Source organism: Ruegeria sp. BHSB058, assembly GCF_059613285.1.
In genome coordinates, this window is the sequence record NZ_JBXWSF010000044.1 from 17,614 (window position 1) to 32,825 (window position 15,212).

Below are 15,212 nucleotides of genomic sequence, written 5' to 3' on the forward strand. Positions count from 1 at the left end.
ACCCTGAACCAACTCAAACTTTGAAAGGAAATTTCCAATGAAGACCTCCAACATCCTTCTTGCCGCGGCACTCGCTGCGCTTGCGGCAAGCAACCCGGCCCAGGCTGGGGACAAAATGGCCCCCGCGCCTTACCTGCCCGAAGCGGCCGAATGGACCCCTGCTCCGCCGGTCCTGCCGGCCGGCGCCGAGATCGCCGTCCTGTCCGGCAATCCTTTTGCCGACGGCTGGTACGTGCTGCGGCTCAAGCTTCCCACCGGCTATGACGTGCCCGCGCATATCCATTCCGGCGACGAACTGATCACCGTGATTTCCGGTGAATTCAACATTGGCCATGGCAACAAGCTGGATCGCGCCGCGACCACGCTGCTCAACTCTGGCGGCTTCGTCGAGATGCCGGCGGGTCACCCCCACTTCGCCTGGACCAGCGCCGAGACGGTGCTGCAGATCCACGGCCCCGGCCCGTTCGACATCACCTACATGGATCCGGCCGACAACCCGATGAACTAGTGCATGGACCCTGTCCCGCCGCGTGCCGGACACCGGCCCGCGGCTCCCCCGAAGACCAATCACCGGCGCAATCGCGCAACCTTCTACCAAACCCAACCCTTAAAGGAACCCAAAATGAACGTTCAAACCAACATCAAAGCCGACAACGGCGTCGACACCGAAGCCCTGATGGGCGCACGCGGCGCATTCGAGCAGATGCCCGAAGCCGCGGCCTTCACCTTCCGCAGCAACTGCAAATGGATCGAGGGCACCTACAGCAGCAACAGCCTGAACGGCTATTTCGGCCTGGGCCAGGAGCATGAGCGCAAGAAGACCTATAAGATCGAGTCCGATCACCCGGAGGTCTTCCATGCCGCCGACCGTGCACCCACCCCGCCGGAAATCGTGCTGGCCGCGCTGGCAAGCTGTCTGACCGGCGGTGTCGCCTCGGTCGCGCAACATCGCGGCATCCAGCTGAAGGCGGTCAACGTCATCGTTGAGGGCGATGTCGATGTGCGCGGCATCCTGGGCATGGACGCGGATATCCGTAACGGCTTCTCGGCCATCCGCGCCACCTTCCAGATCGATGCCGATGCCTCGGCCGAGGATATCGCCGCGCTGGTCTCGCAGTCGCAGAAACGGTCGGCCGTCTTCGACATCCTGACCAACCCCACCAACGTCCACGTGTCGGTCGCCTGAGGCGACCGACCCCTGACAAGGAGCGAGCGTCATGAAACAGATCACGACCGTCATCATCGGCGCCGGGCAATCCGGGCTCGCCATGAGCAGAGAGCTTGCCGCGCGCGGTGTGGATCACGTGATCCTCGAGCGCGGCAAGATCGCCAACAGCTGGCGCACCGAACGCTGGGACAGCCTGCGCCTGCTGACCCCGAACTGGATGAACGGCCTGCCGGGGGCCCCCTATGCAGGGCGCGACCACGAAGGCTACATGTCCGTGTCCGGGTTGATCTCCCGTTTCGACGACTACGCCCGTGCGACGCAGGCACCCGTCATGACCGAGACCTCGGTGCTCGGGATCGCGCCGCACTGGAGAGGATACCGCGTTCAGACCGGTCAGGGCGCCATCGACTGCGAGAATGTCGTCGTCGCCACCGGCGCCGCGGCCCTGGCCAGCCGCCCGGGCTTTGCCTCGGACCTGCCCGGCGATGTCGCGCAATTCACGCCGCTGGACTACAAGCGGCCCGGCGACCTTCCGCCCGGCCGGGTTCTGGTCGTCGGCGCCTCGGCCTCCGGCACCCAGATCGCGCGCGAGATCCAGCTGTCGGGGCGCGAAGTCACGCTGGCCGTCGGCGAACATGTGCGCGTCCCCCGCGCCTACCGTGACGCCGACATCCTGACCTGGATGGAAATCACCGGCCGCTGGGGCGAACGCTTTGATCAGGTCCAAGACCTCGACCGCCAGCGCCGCCTGCCGTCGCTGCAACTGACCGGAGAGCCCGGCGACAACCCGCTGGACCTGAACGCGCTTCAGGACATGGGCATCGAACTGGTCGGCCGCATGGCGGGCATCCGGGACGGGGTCGCCCTGTTCTCGGGATCCCTGGCCAACCACTGCACAGCCGCCGACCTGAAGATGGACCGCCTGTTGGCCGGGTTCGACGAATGGGCCGTGGAAACCGGGCTGGAGCCCTTGATGGACCCGCCCCACCGCCTGCCGCGCACGCGCATACCCGAGGCGCCGCGCCTGTCGGTCGACCTCGCCCGCGAAGGGTTCGGGGCCGTCATCTGGGCCACCGGGTACCGCCCCGACCACAGCTGGATCGACCTGCCGGTCTTCGACCGCAAGGGCCGGATCCTGCACACGGGCGGCGTGGTTCGCCCCGGCCTCTACGTCATGGGCCTGCCGTTCCTGCGCCGCCGCAAGTCCACCTTCATCGACGGCGCGGGCGACGATGCCCGCGACCTTGCCGATCATCTTGCCGGCCATCTCGGCCAGACCATGGCTGCGTGAAAGGATGGTTCAATGCACGAACTCGAACGCACACACTACGACGCAATCATCATCGGAGCGCGCTGTGCCGGCTCTGCAACCGCGCTGCAACTGGCCCGGGCCGGAGCTCGGGTCCTGATGATCGACCGTGACCTGCCTGAAAGCGACACATTGTCGACCCATGCCCTGATGCGCCCCGCCGTTACCTTGCTGAACGACTGGGGTCTGCTGGGAAAGATCGAACAGACCGGCGCACCGCTCGTCACGGCCACCAGTTTTCACTACGGCGCGGAAAGCACACCCGTTCTCATTCGGCCTCATGGCGGGGTTCAGGGCCTTTATGCACCGCGCCGCTACGTGCTTGACCGGATCCTCGCCGACGCGGCGATCAGGGCCGGAGCCGAGTTGCATACCGGAGTGACCTTCCTCGACGCGAAAAGGGACGTTTGTGGTCGTGTTGTCGGTGCCCGGCTGGCGACCACGGATGGCAGCATCCTGGACGTTTCTGCCACGATCCTGATCGGCGCGGACGGACGCATGTCTTCCGTGGCGTGTTCGGTAGGAGCGCAAATGCAAGCCGAAGCGCCGGAGCGTACTGCCGCAATCTACGGCTACTTCCACGGCATCGAAAACCGGGGCTATCGCTGGTACTTCGGACAGCAAAGCTATGCCGGCGCCATCCCGACCAACGATGGCAATCACTGCGTGTTTGCGGCTGTCAGGCCCGAGGCGTTCAAGACCACTTTCGCCTCCGACCCGCTGGCAGGCATGGCCGGGATCATCGCTCAATGCAATGAGGAACTCGCCACCTTGCTGCGCGGACTTCCCCAGAGCGGCCGCCTGCGCCGTTATGGCGGCGCGCCGGGGCACATGCGCGACTGCGCGGGGCCCGGCTGGGCACTGGTCGGCGATGCCGGATACTTCAAGGACCCGGCGACCGCCCATGGCATCACCGACGCATTCCTCGATGCCCGCCGTCTGGCCCGCGCCCTCGCGCACACACCCGATCACCCGCTCGACTATCAGAACGAGAGAAACGCCATGAGCCACCCGCTCTTCGACGTCACCCGAAGGATTGCCGCGCTGAACTGGAGCCTTGACGAGGTCAAGGCGCTTCACCTGCAACTCAACGACTGCATGAAATCCGAGCTCCGTGAGGTAAGCCCAACGCCCGCTTTGCCAGCCATTGCCGCGTGAACGGAGAGACCAGTGAACAGTCATTTGCAGACCGAAGGAGTGAAACCGATGGAAACGTTGATCCACCCCAGTTCCATGGACGCGGACCGCGACGCAGGCATCCGGGCTGCGCAGGCCAGGGCGGTGGAGCGGATGCAAGCCGATCCCGACCTGGCACGCAGCATTACCGCGACAACCGGAGTGATCCGCGACGGCCTTGCCTGCCACATTAGCCAGGGCAAGTTCACCGCAGTCTCGGATCTCGGGCGCGGCATGGGCGGTTACGCTGCGGGCCCATCGCCAAGCTTCTATGCAAGGGCCGCCATCGCCGGCTGCGTCGCCATCGCCATCAAGATGCATGCCGCCAACGAGGGCAGGGCGTTCAGGCAGGTCGAGGTAACGGTCGAAACCGACATGTACGACCTGGCCCTGTTCGGCATCGGCAGCCAGTCTGCGGCACCGCTCCTGACCGATATCTCGATCGCGATCGACAGCGACGAAGACCCCGACGTGGTGGCCGCCATCGTCAAGACCGCGCTTGCGCGTGACCCATGGTACCTCGCGCTGCGCGACAAGCAGATGGTCGTGACCAAACTCGAGCAATTCCAAACCCGCGGGTGACCGCACTGTCCAACAAAACAGGGTCAGGTGACCCCGAAACATGGAAAAAACGATGCCGACCTGCTACTGGATCATCTTGATTGCCCTTGGATACACCTTCGGGGCGTCTTTCGCTTTCAATGAAACCCTGCGCCACGATTTCGGCGCCCTGACGATATCCGGCTTCAGGGTCGGAATCGGCGCGTTGGGCTGCTGGATCTGGCTTCTCCTGTCTGGAAAACAGGTCCTTCTTCCCCGACCCGTTCTTGCGGGCCTGTTTATTCTCGGCGCCTTCCAATACGCCATCCCCTTCGCGGTGTTCCCTTTCGCTCAGACGCAAATCGCATCTTCGGTGGCGGGGATCGTGGGCGCTCTGACACCGGTTCTGGTGGTGGTCCTGTCCCATGTCTGGCGGGGCGGCGAGCGCATGACAATGCCGAAAGCCACCGGCGTCCTGTTCGGGTTCGCCGGGGTGGCGATCCTGGTGTCCGGCGGTTCGGACAATGGTGTCTCGGACTGGCGGTTCGTCCTTTTGGCGATGATCAGCCCGCTTTGCTACGCCGTCGCGTTGAATTTCGTGTCACGTTTCAAGGAGTGTGATCTGGTTGTAGCGACCACATGGGCGATGACCGGCGGCGCTGTTTTGATTGTCCCGTTTGCTCTGGCGGTCGAAGGCGTTTCCGCCGCGGCAATCCCGGAAAACTTTGCTTCGCTGGCGGTCTTTGGCTTCGGCCTGACATCCCTGCCTTTCCTTGTGCTCTATTCCATCCTCCCGCGGATCGGTGCCACCAACGTGTCGCTCGTAACCTTCGTCGCACCGGTATCGTCGCTCTTGATCGGCGCGTGGATCTTGCACGAGCCGACCGGACCCATGCAGCTCATCGGTGTTGCGTTCATCCTCGCGGGACTGATCGTGATCGACGGTCGCGTCCCCAGGGCTCTCTGGTGGGCAAACGGTCCCGTCGTTTGCCGCGAACAGACATGAACTTCGCAATCCCAAAGCCTCTTCAAAGGAAGTCAAGACAATGACCACTCCCATCGCAGCCCTTCTTGTTTTCGCCATGTGGACCTTGCTGCTTCTGACCGCAACGGTGGGTGTCTATCGCTGGTCGCAGGTCTTTGCCGGACGGGCAACAGTGCGCGAATGGCGCGGTGACCGGCCACAAGGCGCCGATTGGTACCTGCGCGCCCTGCGGGCGCACGCGAATTGTGTGGAAAACCTGCCGGTCTTCGCGGTCTTGGTCCTTGCCGCGCATCTGACAGGCGTGTCGCACACTGCGCTGGACGTAGTGGCCGTCACCATTGTCGTTGCGCGCATTGCGCATTCGATCACCCATGTCGCCTTTGAACAGACCGAGCGGGTAGCCGTCGCCCGCTTCGCCTTCTTCCTGATACAGGTTCTGTCGATGATGGCCGCAGCGGTCATTGTTGTTTTGGGTTGATTGGGCGTTGCGCCTTGCCTGCCAAGAGGTGCACGCGATCATGCTCTGACATTTCTGTGAGCCCTTGCGCCCAGAACCGCGGACGCACAGCAGCCGGACAACGCATTTAATCGCACCAAACCACCAGTGCCGGTAGGTTTCCCGCCAACGACGGACATCCCGAACGTGTATCGCCGAAGTTACAACCGCAAAAGGCGTGGAATGATCGGATACCATCCTGCGCCATATTGATCTGCAGCCAGGCCTTCCCATTGCAACTGGCTAAAAGCTGAGCACGCCTGACCGGATATTGCCCCTTCGAATCGAGGAACTGAACAGCGGCCCACCTTCCAATCAACCCCGCTTGACCCTGGCACTCCAGCTAAACTCTAACGAGCGCGTACACATACGGATATTCAACCAGTGGCCAGTGGGTATTACGGGGAGCAGCAAATTGACGCTACATTAACCGGTTATCAGTGGAAAAGTCTTGGATACCAACGATTGGTCTGCAACCACCGGTTCCATCCGGCATGAAGCAACCGCGAGGCTGAGATCGAACGGCACCTTTTGCAACGACTCCAGACATTCATCGAAACCGCAGCGCCGGGTTAGAGTGGGCTCTGACCGGACCTCGGAAGCAGCGCAGCATCTAAGCATCCATGATCCGCCATGCCTTCAATCGCGGCCCAAAGCCGACGTTCGTACAGTTTGCAGAAACCGTCGCTTTGGCCTCGACTCGGTCATCCGAGCGTTTTGCTCAGATGACAGCTAAGCGCCGTTGAGCAGTCGTTCGGGCAAGCGAAACAGAAGTTTCAGCCTCCAACGGCCGTTTCGCGCGAAAGCAGACGCTGGTTAAAAATTCGGCTATGACCGCCACGCGGGACAGACCGGACTTTTGCTGATGCAGCTATCGCTTTTGCGCCAATCGCTCGCACCTGCAGCGGTGTCTATTGGAAAAGCCGGAAATCTACACCAGACCAGTCGTTCAATCACATCATGCGCAGCTATTCGATACTTCGCAATTCTCGCACCAGAACTCTGGGCTTTGAGCAAGACGTCGTGTGGATCAAGGTCGTGTATTTTATGCTTGCGGGAAAGAGTGCTGTGATACGCGCTTGTTCTTAGAGATATCGCAGTCTGCTTCAAACTTCCAAAGCCACAAGAAAGGTTGCAATAGATTGAATTGCAGCATCCATGTCGTCGCTCGCGGCGAATTCTTCTGGTTTGTGGCTAACCCCGTCTTCGCAGCGGACAAACAGCATCGCGATTGGACAGAGGTCTGCCATGGCCGATGCGTCATGTGTGGCCCCGGACGGCAGGCGCGGCGCGGTTGGGCAGATTGCGCCGGTAGCAGTCGACAGGGCGTCAATCAGATCGCGATTACATGGTACGGCGGGTTGTTCATAGGTACGTTCCATCGAAAACCCTACGCGACGCCCGCCCGAGATGTTATCGCCCAGGGATCGTGCCAATCTTGCGAAATCGTCGCGGACGGTGTCGTTCAGCGCCCGAATCTCCAAGGTCAATTCAACCGCGCGTGGGATCGCGTTCACTACGTTAGGATGCAAGGACAATGCGCCAATGGTCGCCCGCAGATCGGTGGCCTGTTTCGCCGCGTCATGGATGGCTGAAATGAAATCCGAGGCGGCCACCAGAGCATCACGGCGGCCGTCCATGGGAACTGTACCGGCATGACCCGTATCGCCAGTGAATGTGACAGTGTTCCGCTCGATGCCACAGATGCCCGTGACAACCCCAAGCGCGCTATCCTTTGCCTCCAGCACCGGTCCTTGTTCGATATGGACCTCCAGATAGCCCAATGTCTTGGCGTGGTCCCGTGCCAGTGACGCGACGCAGTCCGGATCACCCCCAAAGCGGGCAAGCGCGGCCCGAAGGGATACCCCGTCTTTGTCCGCCATATCCAGGATCGCCGGATCAAAGGTGCCTGCCAAAGCGCGCGGCCCCATCAGGGCCGTGGGAAACCGAACGCCTTCTTCGTCGGCAAAGGCGAGGACTTCGACTGAAAAGGGCAGTTCGATCCCGTCTGCCACAAGTTTCTCAAGCGCGAGGCACCCCAAGACAACGCCCATGATCCCGTCGTATCGTCCGCCATTCCTCACAGAATCCTGGTGAGATCCGATCAAGAATGTCGGCGCGCCCTTTGGCCCTTCCGTGCGACCGATGAGTGTGCCGGCCGCGTCCATATGCACTCTTAGGCCAGCCTGTGACATCCATGAGCGAATGACATCCAGCGCAGCCTCGTGCTGGGGCGTAAAGGGAAACCGCGTAACGCCTTTTCTATCAACGCTGCATCTGGCGATATCCGACAACCGGTCTTGTGCGCACTGTCCCCAGCTCATGGTAACCTCTAATTTATCATGATAAATATTTCCCTACACATAGACGCTTGAGGTGTCTATGATTTTATCATGATAAAATTTGAGGTGCAGTATGGACGGTAACGGCACACCGTCGCCCAAGCCAAAACGATCGCGACCGGTTCGGGTTGCGGATGAAATCAAACAATGGGTGGTCGAACGTGATCTGAAGGCAGGTGACAAGCTGCCCAATGAAAGCGCGATGATTGAGCAGTTTGGTGTATCTAAGGGTACTGTCCGTGAAGCGCTGCGCATTCTCGAGGCGCAAGGCCTGATCGTGACCAAGACCGGCCCCGGCGGTGGAAGCATTGTAGGAGAGGTTTCCACTGAGCGCGCCCGGTCCCTCTTAGCCAATTACTTTTACTTTCAGAACCTGTCCATCGCCGACATCTATCAAATGCGGAAAGTTCTGGAGCCCGAACTCGCCGCCAGCCTTGCCGGGCGGCTTGACTTAGGACAGCTGGAGGAATTGCACAGCCTTGCGCTGAGACACCCTGAACCTGCGACTTCTGCCGATGAAGAGAAAGAGCAGCACATCAGCTCTCTGGTTTTCCATGCCCGGCTATCGGATTTCGCTGGCAATCGGTTGCTTGGCTTTGTCATCGGGTTCATGGCCCAGACGCTGACCGACCTTACAGTCTATCGCCAGTTATATGATCCACCCAACGTCGACCTTTGGCGTAAGGGGCGGGAACACCAGCTGCAACTGGTAGAGGCCCTGCGGCAGGGCGAACCGGAACAGGCCCGCAAGATCATGTATTCGCATATGCAGATCGCAGAAGAACTGATGTGCGTTCAGGAAGCCCATTTGCAGCGGCGGTTTCTGGGAGAGTAATGTGGTCCTGACAGAGCGCATGTTGCGCGACATCCATGACGAGATTTTTCGTCAGGACAATTGGGGTACGCCAGCCCAGTATATTCCGGAATTGGCGAACGTTCCTTCGAACAGGTTCGCGATGAGCGTTTGTCTGGCAAACGGCGAATGCCTAAACGTCGGGGCTGCGGATGACCCCTTCTCGATACAAAGCGTGTCCAAGGTCTTTTCCCTTGCGGCGACGCTGGGGCGCATCGGCGACCAATTGTGGAGCCGAGTCGGGCGCGAACCATCCGGCACGTCGTTTGACTCCGTCGTCCTGCTGGAACGCGAGAAGGGCCGCCCCCGCAATCCCTTTGTGAACGCTGGGGCAATTGTCACGACCGATGTGCTTTTGTCCGGACGGCAACCCAAACAGGCCCTCGCTGAAATTCTTGGTCTGGTCCGAACTCTGGCGGAAACCGACGACATTCATATCAACGAACGTGTCGCAGCGTCGGAAAAATCGACGGGCGCCCGTAACAAGGCTTTGGCACATTACCTTCAATCGCATGGCAACCTCGAAAATGCGCCGGACCTGACCCTTGGGACCTATTTCCATCAATGCGCAATCGAGATGACAACACGGCAGCTCGCCCTTGCCGGTAGATCGCTTGCCCGGCTTGCGACCGGCCCGAACGTGATCTCGCCCCGGCATGCGCGGCGTATCAATGCGTTGATGATGACATGCGGCCACTATGACGGGTCAGGAGAGTTCGCCTATCAGGTCGGCCTGCCCGGCAAGAGCGGGGTCGGGGGCGGAATTATGGTGATCGCGCCGAAGGTCGCGTCAATCGCGATCTGGTCGCCGGGGCTGAACCACTATGGGAACTCACATGCAGGCACCCGCGCGGCGGCGATGCTGGCGCGGGCGACGGGCTGGTCGGTGTTTTAGGGTGGCAGCGATTACTCGGGGGCGCGAGATTTATCCAAGAGAACGGGAACCTCTGACAACCAATCGCAATACGGGGGTTGCCGGGTCCGGTGGCATAAGCTCTCCAATTCCGAGATGGGATCATCGCTGTGATCGATGCGCAAATCCAACGGGGCACGATCCGGGGCAAGTACCAGCAGCGCAGCGGATAACACCCCTCGACTATCGCCGCCGGCCTGTTTTGCGGCGCTCAGAACGCGAAGCATTCGGTCAGCAACTGAAATATCGTCTGTCCGCGCGGCAGACATCATGGACTCCAGCACCTCTGGCCCTTTCAGCATGTTTCCGGCGATGGCTATTCCTGGTTCCGTGATGTGGTTCGCATAGGCAACGCTATCGGCCCCGGTGAATCCGTGGGCGCGGGCTTGACGGTCAAGTGCGATCAGCTGGCGATGTCCGCGCCCCGGATCGCTCTTGGTCACCGCCTCAACAGCCTCTTTTGCCGATTGCCCCTGATGCATAGCCCGCAACACGTTATCCCGCCAGAACGTACTGGGCGCTGTTCCCTGCGAAGCCACCAGGCCTGATTCGATATCGCCGCGCAGAACCCACCCCCCCACACAGAGACTTCCTGTGGCTGCGGCGGCGGCAAAAGTGCCTGTTTTCTTGTCGAAAGTCAGAATCGAGAAGGTCATTCAACTGCCCTAACACATTTTTCTTGTATTTATCATGATAATTTGCGTGAATGCAATTCATCATGATAAATAACAGGGAGACACCTTATGAAACTGCTGAAACTGTCCCGCAGGGCAATGCTGGCTGCTGGTGCAGCCACGGCACTTGCTCTCTCTCCGCTCGCGGCCCAGGCTCAGACGCCCGATGATGTCTTGATCGTTGGGCAGATCGCCGAACCCAAGGCGCTTGACCCGGCCGCCGTGACCGCCGTCAACGATTTCCGCATCCTGATGAACGTCTATGACGGGCTGGTGCGCTACAAGGACGGCACGCTTGAAGTCGAACCTTCGCTGGCCACATCTTGGGACATTAGTGAAGATGGCACGGTCTACACCTTCAACCTGCGCGACGGCGTGACCTTTCATGACGGCAGCGCCTTCAATGCCGAAGCGGTCAAATTCAACTTCGACCGGATGCTTGACGAAAATCATCCCTACCACAACACCGGTCCGTTCCCGTTGTCGTTCTTCTTCTCGGCCGTCGAGAATGTCGAGGTCGTAGACGATCTGACCGTTCGTTTCACCCTGAACGCGCCCTATGCGCCGTTCCTGTCGAACCTTGCCTATCCCACCGGCCTGATCGTTTCGCCGGCCGCTGTCGAACAGCATGGCGCCGAATTCGGTCGCAACCCGTCCGGCACCGGCGCCTTCAAATTCGCAGAATGGCGGTCGAACGAAGCAGTGGTCATCGAGGCCAACGCGGACTATTGGGACGGCGCGCCCGAATTGCAGGCCGTCGTCTTCCGTCCGATCACCGACGCCAACACCCGCACCGCCGAGATGCTTGCAGGCGGCATCGACCTGATGGTCGAAGTGCCCCCGGTCGCGCTGAGCGAGTTTCAGGGCGAAACCTACACCGTGCACGAACAGGCCGGGCCCCACGTCTGGTTTCTGATCCTGAACGCCAAGGAAGGCCCCTTTGCCGATGTCCGCGTTCGTCAGGCCGCGAACTATGCGATCAACAAGGAAGCGATCGTGAACGACGTGCTGGAAGGCACCGCCGCCGTTGCCGCTGGCCCGACTCCGCCTGCGTTCGCCTGGGCCTACAACGAAAGCCTGGAACCCTATCCCTACGACCCCGACAAGGCGCGCGAACTGCTTGCCGAGGCGGGTGCCGAGGGCGCCGAATTGACATTCTACGTCACCGAGGGCGGGTCGGGGATGCTGGATCCCGTGGCCATGGGCACCGCGATCCAGGCCGACCTTCAGGCAGTTGGCCTGACCGTCAACATCGAGACTTATGAATGGAACACCTTCCTTGGCGAGGTGAATCCGGGCCTTGAAGGCAAGGCGGACATGGCCGAAATGGCGTGGATGACCAACGACCCAGACACGCTTCCGTTCCTTGCCCTGCGTACGAATGCATGGCCGGATCAGGGCGGATTCAACTCCGGCTACTACTCCAACCCGAAGGTTGACGAACTACTGGAAGCCGCCCGCGTAGCCACCGATCAGGCAGAGCGCGCGCGCCTGTATCAGGAGATGCAGGTGATCGTGCAGGAAGACGCGCCCTGGGTCTTCGTGGCCAACTGGAAGCAGAATGCGGTGACATCCGACCGTGTCGAGAATTTCTCGCTCCAGCCGTCGTTCTTCCTGCTGCTGGATGACGTGACCAAGAACTAAAGCGACTGGTGCAGCCGCGCGCCTTGCGCGGCTGCACATTTCCGGGAGGGGGCAATGGCAGGCTATATCCTGAAAAGGCTGATTTCCGCGATTCCGGTTCTGTTCGGCATTTCGATCATTGTTTTCGTAATCATGGCCATGATCCCCGGTGACCCTGCCACAGCCATTCTCGGGTCCTACGCCACCCCGGAAAACGTGGAAAAACTCAACCGCGACCTCGGTCTGGACAAGCCGATGGTGCAGCGATATTTCATCTGGCTTGGCAACATGCTTCAGGGCGATTTCGGGCGCAGCTTCTCACTGAACCGGGCGGTCCTGGACGAGGTGCTTGACCGTTTCGGGGCGACGTTGATCCTGGCGGGCACGGCCTTTGTCCTGTGTTCAATCCTCGGCATCGCCGCGGGCGTCGTATCGGCGGCACGGCAATACGGCCTGGCCGACAAGACCATCACTTTTGCGGTTCTTCTGGGTATCTCCATTCCATCGTTTTTCCTTGGTATGATGATGATCCTCATCTTTGCGGTGAAACTGCGATGGTTCCCGGTCTCAGGCATGTGGCCCATCTATGGCGCACGCGACCTGTCTGCGCTCATCAGCCACCTGACCCTGCCCGCGCTGGCGCTGGCGGTGGTGGCAACCGGGGTCATCGCTCGATTGTCGCGTTCGGCCATGCTCGAGGTGCTGCGTCAGGATTTCATCCGTACCGCGCGGGCCAAGGGCGTGCATGAACGCTCGGTCATCTGGCGGCATGCCCTGCGTGCCGCGATGGTCAGCATCATTCCGGTTCTGGGGGTGCAGGCCGGGTTCGTCCTGTCCGGGGCGGTCTATATCGAAATGGTGTTCCAGTGGCCCGGGGTCGGGCGGATGCTGGTCGATGCCATCCTCAAACGGGACATCCTGCTGGTGCAGGGCGGCGTGGTCTTCGTCGCCGCCTGCTATGTGATGTTCAACATCGCGGTCGATGTCGCACAAAGCCTGCTCGACCCGAGGATCAAGACATGATGGCCTTCCTGAAGCTTCTGGCGCGCAACCGACTTGCGCTAGGCGGGTTGATCGTGATGGGGCTGGTCGTCGTGCTTGCGCTGATCACGCCGCTTCTGCCGCTGGCCGATCCCGATGTGACCAACACGGCGAACCGGTTCAAGCGGCCGTTTTCCGACGGCGCCCTGCTGGGCACCGATCACCTCGGGCGCGATCTTCTCAGCCGCCTGATCTGGGGCACGCGCCTGTCACTGGCCGTGGGTTTCGCCGCCGCGATCGTCGCCGCGACGCTTGGCGCGGCCATCGGCATCATCGCGGGCTATAACGGCGGGCGCACGGACAACATCATCATGCGCGGCGTCGACATGCTGATGGCCTTCCCCTACATCCTACTGGCGCTGGCCATTGTCGCAGCCCTTGGGCCGGGGCTGATGAACGCGCTGATCGCGGTCGCGGCGGTCAACATCCCGTTCTTTGCCCGAAACATTCGTGGAATCACCGTGGGCATCGCCCATAAGGAATTCGTCGACGCAGCACGGCTGTCGGGCATGACAGATGCGCGCATCATCCTGACCGAGGTGCTGCCCAACGTGATCCCGGTGATCGTGATCGCCATGTCCACAACGATCGGCTGGATGATCCTTGAAACCGCCGGTCTCAGCTTTCTGGGCCTCGGGTCGCAGCCGCCGCAGGCCGACCTTGGCTCCATGCTGGGCGAGGCGCGCTCGGCGCTGATCACCAATCCGCATACCTCGGTCGTGCCGGGCGCGATGATCCTGATCATCGTCATGGCCATCAACCTTCTGGGTGACGGCGTGCGCGACGCGCTGGACCCGCGCCTGAAATCCGGCGCCCTGTCGCGCCCGATGCCGACAACCATGGTCAAACGGACCGGACCGGTCCCGGAAGCCAAACCCGACACCTTATTGGCACTGCGTGGATTGAAAACGCAATTTCACGTCAAGGACCGCGTCTACAACGCCGTCGGCGGTGTCGATTTGCAGGTGAACCCCGGCGAATGCCTAGGGGTGATCGGCGAAAGCGGCTCCGGCAAATCCGTCACCGCGCTCAGCATCATGGGGCTTGTGGCCTCACCCCCCGGCGTGATCACCGGCGGCGCGGTCCACTACAAGGGCGAGGATCTGATCGGCGCGCCCTATGAAAAACTGCGGTCGCTCAGGGGCGACAGGATCGCCTACATCTTTCAGGATCCGCTGGCCACGCTGCACCCGCTCTATACTGTTGGCGACCAGTTGATCGAGGCGGTTCGGGCACATCACCCGTTTGATCGGCACAAGGCGCGCGCACACGCCATCAACCTGTTGAAATCAGTGCGTATCCCGAATGCGGAACAGCGTGTCGACAGCTACCCGCACGAAATGTCGGGCGGCATGCGGCAGCGCGTGGGGATTGCCATGGCGCTGGCCAACGAGCCCGAGGTCATCATCGCAGATGAACCGACCACGGCACTGGATGTGACCGTGCAGGCGCAAATCCTGTCGTTGCTGGATGACCTGCGGCGGGAACGCGGGTTGGCCATTATCTTCATCACCCATGACTTCGGCGTGGTCGCCCAGCTGTGCGACCGGGTCGCGGTGATGTACGCGGGCCGGATCGTCGAGGAAGGCCCGACACAGACTATCCTGAACGCACCCGCCCACCCCTATACGGCGCGGCTGATGGCCTGTGTGCCCGAACTGGGCCAGGGACGCCGCGAACTGGCTGCCATTCCCGGCCTGCCCCCCGTGGTGGACAAACTGCCCGAGGGATGCGCCTTTGCAGAGCGTTGCCACAAGGCAAGCGACGCTTGTCGGCGGGGCAACATCGCGCTTGCGCCGCACACCTCCGACAGCCTTGTGCGTTGCATCACCCCGGAACTCCCCGCGCAGGAGGTACTCCAATGACCGCTGCTCTCAAGCTGACAAGCCTTGGCAAGGTCTTTCCTGTCGGCAAGCGCCTTTTCGGCCCACCAAAGGCGCTGGTGCGTGCCGTGCAACCCTTGTCCCTGACGGTAGAAGAAGGCGAAACCCTTGGCATTGTCGGAGAGTCGGGCTGCGGAAAATCCACGCTCGCGCGGATGCTCGTCGGTCTCCTGCCGCCCAGCTCCGGCACGATCGAGATCAATGGCGAA

Annotated in this window: 15 protein-coding genes; 13 read left to right on the top strand and 2 right to left on the bottom strand. The window is 61.3% G+C overall.

The window, feature by feature from the left end; genetic code table 11:
* Positions 1-37: 37 nt before the first annotated feature.
* The 7 genes from AC2FNB_RS12415 to AC2FNB_RS12445 all read left to right on the top strand — a co-directional run bounded on the left by AC2FNB_RS12415 (position 38) and on the right by AC2FNB_RS12445 (position 5,656).
* Positions 38-508, top strand: a complete 471-nt coding sequence (locus tag AC2FNB_RS12415) for a cupin domain-containing protein (RefSeq protein WP_496746697.1) — start codon at positions 38-40, stop codon at positions 506-508.
* 114 nt (positions 509-622) lie between these two features.
* The gene (locus tag AC2FNB_RS12420; RefSeq protein WP_496746699.1) at positions 623-1,186 is read left to right on the top strand and encodes an OsmC family protein; all 564 of its coding nucleotides are present in this window, start codon (positions 623-625) and stop codon (positions 1,184-1,186) included.
* A 31-nt stretch (positions 1,187-1,217) separates the two neighbouring features.
* Positions 1,218-2,459: an NAD(P)-binding domain-containing protein gene (locus tag AC2FNB_RS12425; protein ID WP_496746701.1), complete on the top strand. Its 1,242-nt coding sequence runs from the start codon at positions 1,218-1,220 to the stop codon at positions 2,457-2,459.
* A 12-nt stretch (positions 2,460-2,471) separates the two neighbouring features.
* Complete coding sequence (locus AC2FNB_RS12430) at positions 2,472-3,635, top strand: NAD(P)/FAD-dependent oxidoreductase (RefSeq protein ID WP_496746703.1); 1,164 nt, start codon at positions 2,472-2,474, stop codon at positions 3,633-3,635.
* Positions 3,636-3,647: 12 nt separating this feature from the next.
* A complete protein-coding gene (locus AC2FNB_RS12435; RefSeq protein ID WP_496746705.1) occupies positions 3,648-4,235 on the top strand; it encodes an OsmC family protein in 588 nt (195 codons plus the stop codon).
* Between the two features lie 40 nt (positions 4,236-4,275).
* Positions 4,276-5,199, top strand: a complete 924-nt coding sequence (locus AC2FNB_RS12440) for a DMT family transporter (protein WP_496746708.1) — start codon at positions 4,276-4,278, stop codon at positions 5,197-5,199.
* Positions 5,200-5,239: 40 nt separating this feature from the next.
* Positions 5,240-5,656 carry an MAPEG family protein gene (locus AC2FNB_RS12445; RefSeq protein WP_496746710.1) on the top strand — a complete coding sequence of 139 codons (417 nt, stop codon included), beginning with the start codon at positions 5,240-5,242 and terminating at the stop codon, positions 5,654-5,656.
* 1,124 nt (positions 5,657-6,780) lie between these two features.
* On the opposite strand, the gene AC2FNB_RS12450 is transcribed toward AC2FNB_RS12445, so the two are convergent.
* Positions 6,781-7,998 carry a M20 family metallo-hydrolase gene (locus tag AC2FNB_RS12450; protein ID WP_480748543.1) on the bottom strand — a complete coding sequence of 406 codons (1,218 nt, stop codon included), beginning with the start codon at positions 7,996-7,998 and terminating at the stop codon, positions 6,781-6,783.
* Between the two features lie 91 nt (positions 7,999-8,089).
* Here AC2FNB_RS12450 and AC2FNB_RS12455 point away from each other — a divergent pair, with 91 nt between their 5' ends.
* Positions 8,090-8,851, top strand: a complete 762-nt coding sequence (locus AC2FNB_RS12455) for a FadR/GntR family transcriptional regulator (RefSeq protein ID WP_300068294.1) — start codon at positions 8,090-8,092, stop codon at positions 8,849-8,851.
* Positions 8,852-8,870: 19 nt separating this feature from the next.
* Positions 8,871-9,764, top strand: a complete 894-nt coding sequence (locus tag AC2FNB_RS12460) for a glutaminase (protein WP_480748781.1) — start codon at positions 8,871-8,873, stop codon at positions 9,762-9,764.
* Positions 9,765-9,775: 11 nt separating this feature from the next.
* On the opposite strand, the gene AC2FNB_RS12465 is transcribed toward AC2FNB_RS12460, so the two are convergent.
* A complete protein-coding gene (locus AC2FNB_RS12465; protein ID WP_300068291.1) occupies positions 9,776-10,438 on the bottom strand; it encodes a DUF1028 domain-containing protein in 663 nt (220 codons plus the stop codon).
* A gap of 87 nt (positions 10,439-10,525) precedes the next feature.
* On the opposite strand from AC2FNB_RS12465, the gene AC2FNB_RS12470 reads away from it, so the two are divergent.
* The 4 genes from AC2FNB_RS12470 to AC2FNB_RS12485 form a co-directional block, all read left to right on the top strand.
* Positions 10,526-12,100, top strand: coding sequence for an ABC transporter substrate-binding protein (locus AC2FNB_RS12470; protein WP_496746714.1), 1,575 nt, complete (start codon positions 10,526-10,528; stop codon positions 12,098-12,100).
* Between the two features lie 54 nt (positions 12,101-12,154).
* On the top strand, positions 12,155-13,102 hold the full coding sequence (locus AC2FNB_RS12475) for an ABC transporter permease (protein WP_300068285.1): 948 nt from the start codon (positions 12,155-12,157) through the stop codon (positions 13,100-13,102).
* The gene (locus tag AC2FNB_RS12480; protein ID WP_496746722.1) at positions 13,102-14,985 is read left to right on the top strand and encodes a dipeptide/oligopeptide/nickel ABC transporter permease/ATP-binding protein; all 1,884 of its coding nucleotides are present in this window, start codon (positions 13,102-13,104) and stop codon (positions 14,983-14,985) included. Before AC2FNB_RS12475 ends, AC2FNB_RS12480 begins: the two co-directional genes overlap by 1 nt.
* The coding region (locus AC2FNB_RS12485; protein ID WP_496746718.1) for an ATP-binding cassette domain-containing protein at positions 14,982-15,212 on the top strand (231 nt) is incomplete at its 3' end. The genes AC2FNB_RS12480 and AC2FNB_RS12485, both read left to right, overlap by 4 nt.

What these genes read in the sequence shown, in the direction of transcription:
- AC2FNB_RS12415 (WP_496746697.1), top strand. Translation starts at nt 38, where the DNA reads ATGAAGACCTCCAACATCCTTCTTGCCGCGGCACTCGCTGCGCTTGCG.
- AC2FNB_RS12420 (WP_496746699.1), top strand. Translation starts at nt 623, where the DNA reads ATGAACGTTCAAACCAACATCAAAGCCGACAACGGCGTCGACACCGAA.
- AC2FNB_RS12425 (WP_496746701.1), top strand. Translation starts at nt 1,218, where the DNA reads ATGAAACAGATCACGACCGTCATCATCGGCGCCGGGCAATCCGGGCTC.
- AC2FNB_RS12430 (WP_496746703.1), top strand. Translation starts at nt 2,472, where the DNA reads ATGCACGAACTCGAACGCACACACTACGACGCAATCATCATCGGAGCG.
- AC2FNB_RS12440 (WP_496746708.1), top strand. Translation starts at nt 4,276, where the DNA reads ATGGAAAAAACGATGCCGACCTGCTACTGGATCATCTTGATTGCCCTT.
- AC2FNB_RS12445 (WP_496746710.1), top strand. Translation starts at nt 5,240, where the DNA reads ATGACCACTCCCATCGCAGCCCTTCTTGTTTTCGCCATGTGGACCTTG.
- AC2FNB_RS12450 (WP_480748543.1), bottom strand. Translation starts at nt 7,998, where the DNA reads ATGAGCTGGGGACAGTGCGCACAAGACCGGTTGTCGGATATCGCCAGA.
- AC2FNB_RS12455 (WP_300068294.1), top strand. Translation starts at nt 8,090, where the DNA reads ATGGACGGTAACGGCACACCGTCGCCCAAGCCAAAACGATCGCGACCG.
- AC2FNB_RS12460 (WP_480748781.1), top strand. Translation starts at nt 8,871, where the DNA reads ATGTTGCGCGACATCCATGACGAGATTTTTCGTCAGGACAATTGGGGT.
- AC2FNB_RS12465 (WP_300068291.1), bottom strand. Translation starts at nt 10,438, where the DNA reads ATGACCTTCTCGATTCTGACTTTCGACAAGAAAACAGGCACTTTTGCC.
- AC2FNB_RS12470 (WP_496746714.1), top strand. Translation starts at nt 10,526, where the DNA reads ATGAAACTGCTGAAACTGTCCCGCAGGGCAATGCTGGCTGCTGGTGCA.
- AC2FNB_RS12475 (WP_300068285.1), top strand. Translation starts at nt 12,155, where the DNA reads ATGGCAGGCTATATCCTGAAAAGGCTGATTTCCGCGATTCCGGTTCTG.
- AC2FNB_RS12480 (WP_496746722.1), top strand. Translation starts at nt 13,102, where the DNA reads ATGGCCTTCCTGAAGCTTCTGGCGCGCAACCGACTTGCGCTAGGCGGG.